Annotated in this window: 1 protein-coding gene; it reads right to left on the bottom strand. The window is 62.3% G+C overall.

What is annotated here, in order from left to right:
* The coding region (locus ACOI1H_RS26215) for an ATP-binding protein (protein WP_422441292.1) at positions 1–525 on the bottom strand (525 nt) is incomplete at both ends.

Here is a 525-nt window from a genome sequence, read left to right as displayed (position 1 = left end):
CTGCCTCCTTCGTTTTGGTTGTCGTTGTTGGTTGTCGCTGGCGCTTCATCCTGCGCCCTCTTGTTTGATGCGGCGGCCCGCTGACGGAAGCTTTCGGCGTTCATCTCGAGGATAGTCGCATGATGGACCAGGCGGTCGATGGCGGCGACGGTCATGGCCTTGTCGGGGAAGATCTGGTCCCAGCCGCTGAAGGGTTGGTTGGCGGCGATGGCGATGCTGCGGTATTCGTAGCGCCGGGCGATCAGTTCGAAGAGGACGCCGGTTTCGGCCTGATCCTTGTGGGCGTAGGTGATGTCGTCGAGGATGATCAGGTCGAACTTGTCAAGTTTGGCCAAGGCTGCTTCGAGAACGAGGTCGCGTCGGGCGGCCTGAAGCCGCTGCACCAGGTCGCTGGTCCGGGCGTAGTAGACGCGGTGTCCTGCCTCGATCAGAGCATGGCCGATGGCGCATAGGATGTGCGTCTTGCCGGTGCCTGAGTTACCAATTGCGATGAGGTTGCCGCCGCCGTCCAGCCAGTCGCCTGCC

It is taken from the genome of Loktanella sp. DJP18 (assembly GCF_049310965.1).
In the GTDB taxonomy this organism is placed as follows: domain Bacteria; phylum Pseudomonadota; class Alphaproteobacteria; order Rhodobacterales; family Rhodobacteraceae; genus Loktanella.
This window is presented reverse-complemented; position numbering and strand designations above follow the sequence as displayed.